Annotated in this window: 2 protein-coding genes; one reads left to right on the forward strand and one right to left on the reverse strand. The window is 72.7% G+C overall.

The window, feature by feature from the left end; translation table 11 throughout:
• Nucleotides 1-4,487: RecQ family ATP-dependent DNA helicase (locus PKE44_RS14370; RefSeq protein ID WP_324552368.1), on the reverse strand; the 4,487-nt coding region annotated here is incomplete at its 3' end.
• A gap of 98 nt (nt 4,488-4,585) precedes the next feature.
• On the opposite strand from PKE44_RS14370, the gene PKE44_RS14375 reads away from it, so the two are divergent.
• Complete coding sequence (locus PKE44_RS14375) at nt 4,586-5,359, forward strand: transferase (protein WP_324552370.1); 774 nt, start codon at nt 4,586-4,588, stop codon at nt 5,357-5,359.
• The last annotated feature ends 86 nt before the right edge of the window (nt 5,360-5,445 follow it).

A 5,445-nucleotide genomic window follows, 5' to 3' on the forward strand; every position in this document is an offset into this window, starting at 1 on the left:
ACCCCGATGTGCGGGTGCGGTTCATCGACGCCGGGCACATCCTCGGCTCGGCGCTGGTGGCCGTGGAGTTCCAGACCGGCGGACGGGAATCCCGGGTGACCTTCACCGGCGACCTGGGACGGCGCGGGCAGCGTGCGCGCGGCGCTGTTCCAGGCGATCGGGATGGCGCACGCATCGAGGGCGGCGCGCACCGGCATCAGTTCCTCGTGCGTGCGGGCGAGCACGGCGAAGTCCTGCCAGTCGAGCGCGGGACAGAGGCCGCGCAGGCGCTCGAACTCCGCGACCAGCGCCGTCGCCTGCGCCGCGGCATCGGCGACGTGCAGCACCTGCACCCGCCCCTGCGCCAGCGGATCGCGCGCCTGCCAGTCGCCGCCGGCCGCGGCATCGCGGCGGGCGCGGTCGGGGCGGATCGGCTGGTCGGCCTTCATGCGCTCGCGGTTGTGGGCGATCAGCGTGTTGGCGGCGTCGATGATGTGGCGCGTCGAGCGGTAGTTCTCGGTCAGGAAGTGCGTCTCGCCGCCGTAGTCCTCGCTGAAACGGCGGATGAAGGCGGTGCTGGTGAAGCGGAAGTCGTAGATGTTCTGGTCGTCGTCGCCGACGGCGAGCAGCGTCAGCTTGCGGTCGGGGTCTTCGAGCGTGCGCCCGGCGATGGCGGCGACCAGTTCGTACTGGGCGGCGTCGATGTCCTGGTATTCGTCGACGAGGATGTGGCGGTAGCCGGCGAGCAGGCGTTCGCGCAGCTCGTCGCCGGGCACGCCGATCTGCTCGCGCTCGCCGCGCAGCAGCGCCGTGGCCTCGGCGAGCAGCGCCTCGAAGTCGATGCCATCGCCGTCGCCGCTGCCGGTCCGGGCGCGCCGGCGGCCGTCGAGCGCGTGGCCGGACAGCGCCAGCGCCAGGCCGTGGAAGGTCTGCACGGTGACGCCGCGCGCCTCGGCCCCGACCAGCGCCGTCAGCCGCCGGCGCAGCTCCAGCGCGGCGTTGCGGTTGTAGCAGAGCACCAGCACCGCCTGCGGCGGCACGCGGCGCACGCGCAGCAGGTACGCGACCCGGTGCACGACCACGCGCGACTTGCCGGCGCCGGGGCCGGCGAGCACGAGCAGATTGGTCTCGTCGCCGGCGGCGACGATCGCCTGCTGCGCCGGGTTGCCGAGCGCCTCGACGATGGCGCGGAAGGACTCGGGCGAGGTCTGGATCTTCAGCTCCTGCTCGCGGCCGGCGAAGTAGCGGCGCAGGAAGGCCTTCTGGCCGAGCGTGAAGTAGGCACCGACCAGCTCCAGCGCCTGCGTGATGCGCGCGAGGGCCAGCCGCGCGTACTCGGCCATCACGTGCACCTGCAGCGTGCGCGCGTGGTAGTGGGCATCGAGCAGCGCGTAGTCGCCGACCGTGTAGCGCCGGCCCCGGGCTTCGGGCGGCACGCGCAGCGTCATCGCGCTGCGGAACACCGCCAGCCCCTGCTGCAGCGTGATCACCTGCTGCTCGTGCAGGTACAGCAGCGCGCGCTCGATCGCGGCCAGCGGATCACTGATGCGGTTCGCCAGCAGCGCATCGGCTTTCAGCGCCGTGCGCAGGTCTTCGAGCGCGAAGTCGACCAGCAGCAGGTCCTGCTGCGGCGCATCGGCCGGCACGCGCGCGAGCAGCGTCTGCAGCAGGCGCTGCGCCAGCGCGCGGCGCAGCTCCGAGGTCTCGCCGATCGCGCTCCAGGTGCGGCGCAGGCGCACGCGCAGCCATTCGCGCCCGAGCGCGCGCAGCGTCAGGCTGGGCTTGCGCGCCGCGAGTCCGATGCCATCGAGCGACAGGCTTTTCAGCAGCTTGCGCAGCAGTTCGGGATCGCTCGGCAGGCCCTCGTCGAGCAGGCGCTGGTTCAGCGGCCGCAGATGCAGCGGCCATTCCTCGCCGCCGGCATCGGGGGCGGTTTCCGACAGCAGGCGGATCAGCGCCGATTCGATCGCGCTGACCTGCTCGAAGCGGCTCATCGCGCCGCGCTCGCGGCCGGCGCCCTTCGGTCGCAGCCAGGCGGTGAGCTGCAGGCCGAGCTGCAACAGGCCGGCACGGTGCATGTCATCGAGCAGGCGCAGCACCGGCACCGGCTTCTCGTCCGGCCCGGGGCGCAGCGCCGGCAGTTGCGCGAGCGTATCGACGCTCAGGCCGTCGTCGGCATCGGTCTGCAGCAGCACGGCGAGCACCGCCTCCCAGCGCCGGCGCGCGCGCGGCGCGAGATCGAGCGCATCGAGCTTCGCGCGCGCCTCGGCCATCGAGCCGACCGAGGGCCGGCCCTGGAACACGCCGGTGCGGTTCTCGTTGCGCTCGACCAGCTGTGCCTTCTCCAGCCAGGCGAGCGCGGTGCGCACGCGGGTGTCGGCATCTTCGGTCTCGAAGCCGGTGAGCAGGCTGTCGCTGCGCAGCAGCTCGCCGGCGGTGACGACGACCGGCTCGTCGGCATCGCGCTTCTGCTGCATGCGGCGCAGCGCGCGCAGGATGCCGGCGATGTCCTGGCGGCTCAGGCGGCTGCGCGCGCCCCAGCGGAACTGCCGTTCGATGTCCTCGGGCGCGTACAGCAGCACGCAGTCGGCCGGCTCGCGATCACGCCCGGCGCGGCCGGCCTCCTGCAGGTAGTGCTCCAGCGACGAGGGCGCATCGGCGTGGATGACGAGGCGCACGTCGGGCTTGTCGATGCCCATGCCGAAGGCATTGGTCGCGCAGATCACGCGCAGCTCGCCGGCGAGGAAGCGCTCCTGCACCGAACGCTTGTCCGGCGCCTTCATGCCGCCGTGAAAGGCTTCGGCCGCCCAGCCCTCGCTGTCGAGGAAGCGGGCGAACTCGACGGTGCTGTCCTGCTTCGCGCAGTAGACGATCGCCGCCCCCGGCGCGGGTTCAAGGCGCTCGCGCAGCAGCTGCAGCACCTGCGCCGGCTTGCTGGCACTCGTGACCGCGCGCACCTCGAAGCGCAGGTTGTCGCGCTCGACGCCGCCGGCGTACAGCGTCAGCTCCAGCCCGAGTTCCTCCCGGAAGTGGCGGCGGATCTCGTCGATCACGTCCGGCTTGGCGGTGGCGGTGACGGCGCTGACCGGCGCGAGCGGCAGTTTGTGCCGCTCGCCGAACTCGCGGATGAAGCGCGCGCAGTACAGGTAGTCGGGCCGGAAGTCGTGGCCCCACTGCGACAGGCAGTGCGCCTCGTCGAACACCCATGCGCCGATCTCGCGGCTTTCGAGGAGGCTGCGGAAGCTCGCGTTGCGAAACTGCTCGGGCGCGACATAGAGCACGGCGATGTCGCCGAGCTGCACGCGCTCGATCAGCGCGCCGCGCTCGGGCGGCGTCAGGTCGCCGTACAGCGCGCCGCAGAGCTCGAAGCCGACGCGCCGGTTCAGGCCATCGACCTGATCCTTCATCAGCGCGCGCAGCGGCGAGATCACCACCGTCAGCGCGCCGCGGTTGCGGTAACGCGCCAGCGCCGGCACCTGATAGCACAGCGACTTGCCGCCGCCGGTCGGCAGGATGCCGAGCAGCGAGTCGTGCCCGAGCCCGGCAGCGACGATCGCGCGCTGCAGGCTGCCGCCCTCGGCCGTGGCCGGCTCGGCGCGGAAGTCCGGGAAGCCGAACCAGCGTTCGAGCTGCCCGCGCGGGTCGTGCGCGTCGCGACACCAGGCGCAGGCCGGGTCGCTGCAGGGCTCGTCACGCAGGCGGCGCACGGCCTCCGGCAGCGCCGGAAACCGGTGCCGCAGCCAGGCCGGCAGCACCGAATTGCCGCCGGCGACCATCAGCCAGGTGACGAGATAACCGAGCAGCGGCCGCAGCCCCGGCTGCATCAGCAGCGGCTGCAGCGCCGCCGAGCGCCGGCTCCGGCAGGTGCGGGCGTCGATCAGGCGCTCGATCAGCGCGCCGGGATCGGCCGGCGGCCGGCCGCCGAGGCGCTCCCAGAGCCACAGGAAAGCCGTCGGCGACAGGCCGTCGCGCCCGGCCGCCGCATCGGTCCACGCATAGCGCAGCAGATCGGCCCAGTCCGGCCCGCCCTGCGCGCGCGCCGCAAAGGCCGCGACCTGTTCGAGGAACACCCGACCGGCCAGCCGGGCATCGGCAACCGGGTCGTTGACGCTGTCGCGCACCAGCTTGTAGTCCTTGACCAGCGCGTGATACGGGTTTTCCGGGAAGGCGAGCGGCGACAGATACAGCGTGTCGAGCACCGGCAGGCGCAGGATCGCGGCCTGCGGCGCCTGCGCGCGCAGCAGCGGCCAGTCGTGATCGAGCAGGTTGTGCCCGAGCACGAGCCGCGCACCGTGCGCGAACCCGGCCAGCTCCGCCAGCACGGCACCGACCTGCAGCCGGCCTTCGCGCAAAAAACACTGGCCGCGGAATTCGGCGCCGATCGCGAGGATGCGCCCGTCCGGCGTGGCTTCGAGATCGAAGAGCAGCGCGTCATCGAGCAGCGCGGCTGCCGCCTGTGCGGCGGCGGTGGCGGCAATCGGGTCCGGAGGCGGCGGGGCGCTGTCCATGTGCACGCGGGCTCGGGTAGCGGCCTGAAAACCGGGCATCATGCGCAGTCGCGGGCGGCAGGTCACGCCCGCGCCCGAAATACCCTGCCGCAAGCCCCATGAATCCGCCGAAGATCTACGACCGTCCCGAAGCCGTCTGGGCGCACACGCCGGACCGCCAGCCCTTCCTGTACATGGCCGACGGCCTGCTGTCGCTGCACTTCGAGGCCGCCAGCGTGCAGAGCCGCATGGACCCGGCCGCACCGGCGCGCCTCACGCTCGGCTACACGCGCACGATGATGGGGGCGGCGCTGCTGCTGCTCGGCCCGGTCCCCGGGCGCATCGCGATGATCGGGCTCGGCGGCGGCTCGCTGGTCAAGTACTGCCGCCAGCACCTGCCCGAAGCCGTCATCGAGGTCGCCGAGATCAGCGCCGAGGTCATCGCGCTGCGCGAGCGCTTCTGCGTGCCGGCCGATTCCGACCACCTGCGCGTGCTGTGCACCGACGGCGCGGCCTTCGTCGCGACGGCCGGCGCCGGCGAGTGGGATCTGCTGCTCGTCGACGGCTTCGGCCCCGGCGGCCAGCCGCCGCAGCTCGGCTCGCAGCGCTTCTATGACGACTGCCGCGCGGCACTCGGCGCCGACGGCCTGCTGGTCGCGAACCTGGCCGGCAGCGACCCCAGGCTCGATCTGTACCTGTCGCGGCTGGAAACCGCCTTCGGCCGCGTGCTGAACCTGCCGGCCGCCGACTCCGACAACCGCATCGCCATCGCCGGGCGCGGAGTGGCCACCGCCGACGGCCGGCTGTGCGCCCGGCTGAAGCGGCTCGCGCCGCAGCACGACCTCGACCTCGGCCGGACCTGCGCAGCGCTGCTCGATGCACGCCGCGCCTGATACCGATCACACGTAAACGCATGATTTTCCCCCCTCTCCCCAACCCCTCTCCCGCGAGGGGCGAGGGGCTGAAAAGCGAAGCGTTC

Origin of the sequence: Plasticicumulans sp. (assembly GCF_035331805.1) — a bacterium.
Classification (GTDB): Bacteria; Pseudomonadota; Gammaproteobacteria; order Competibacterales; family Competibacteraceae; genus Plasticicumulans.

Bases quoted from the DNA above. Each gene is read 5' to 3' on its own strand.
- PKE44_RS14375 (WP_324552370.1), top strand. From the start codon at position 4,586: ATGAATCCGCCGAAGATCTACGACCGTCCCGAAGCCGTCTGGGCGCAC.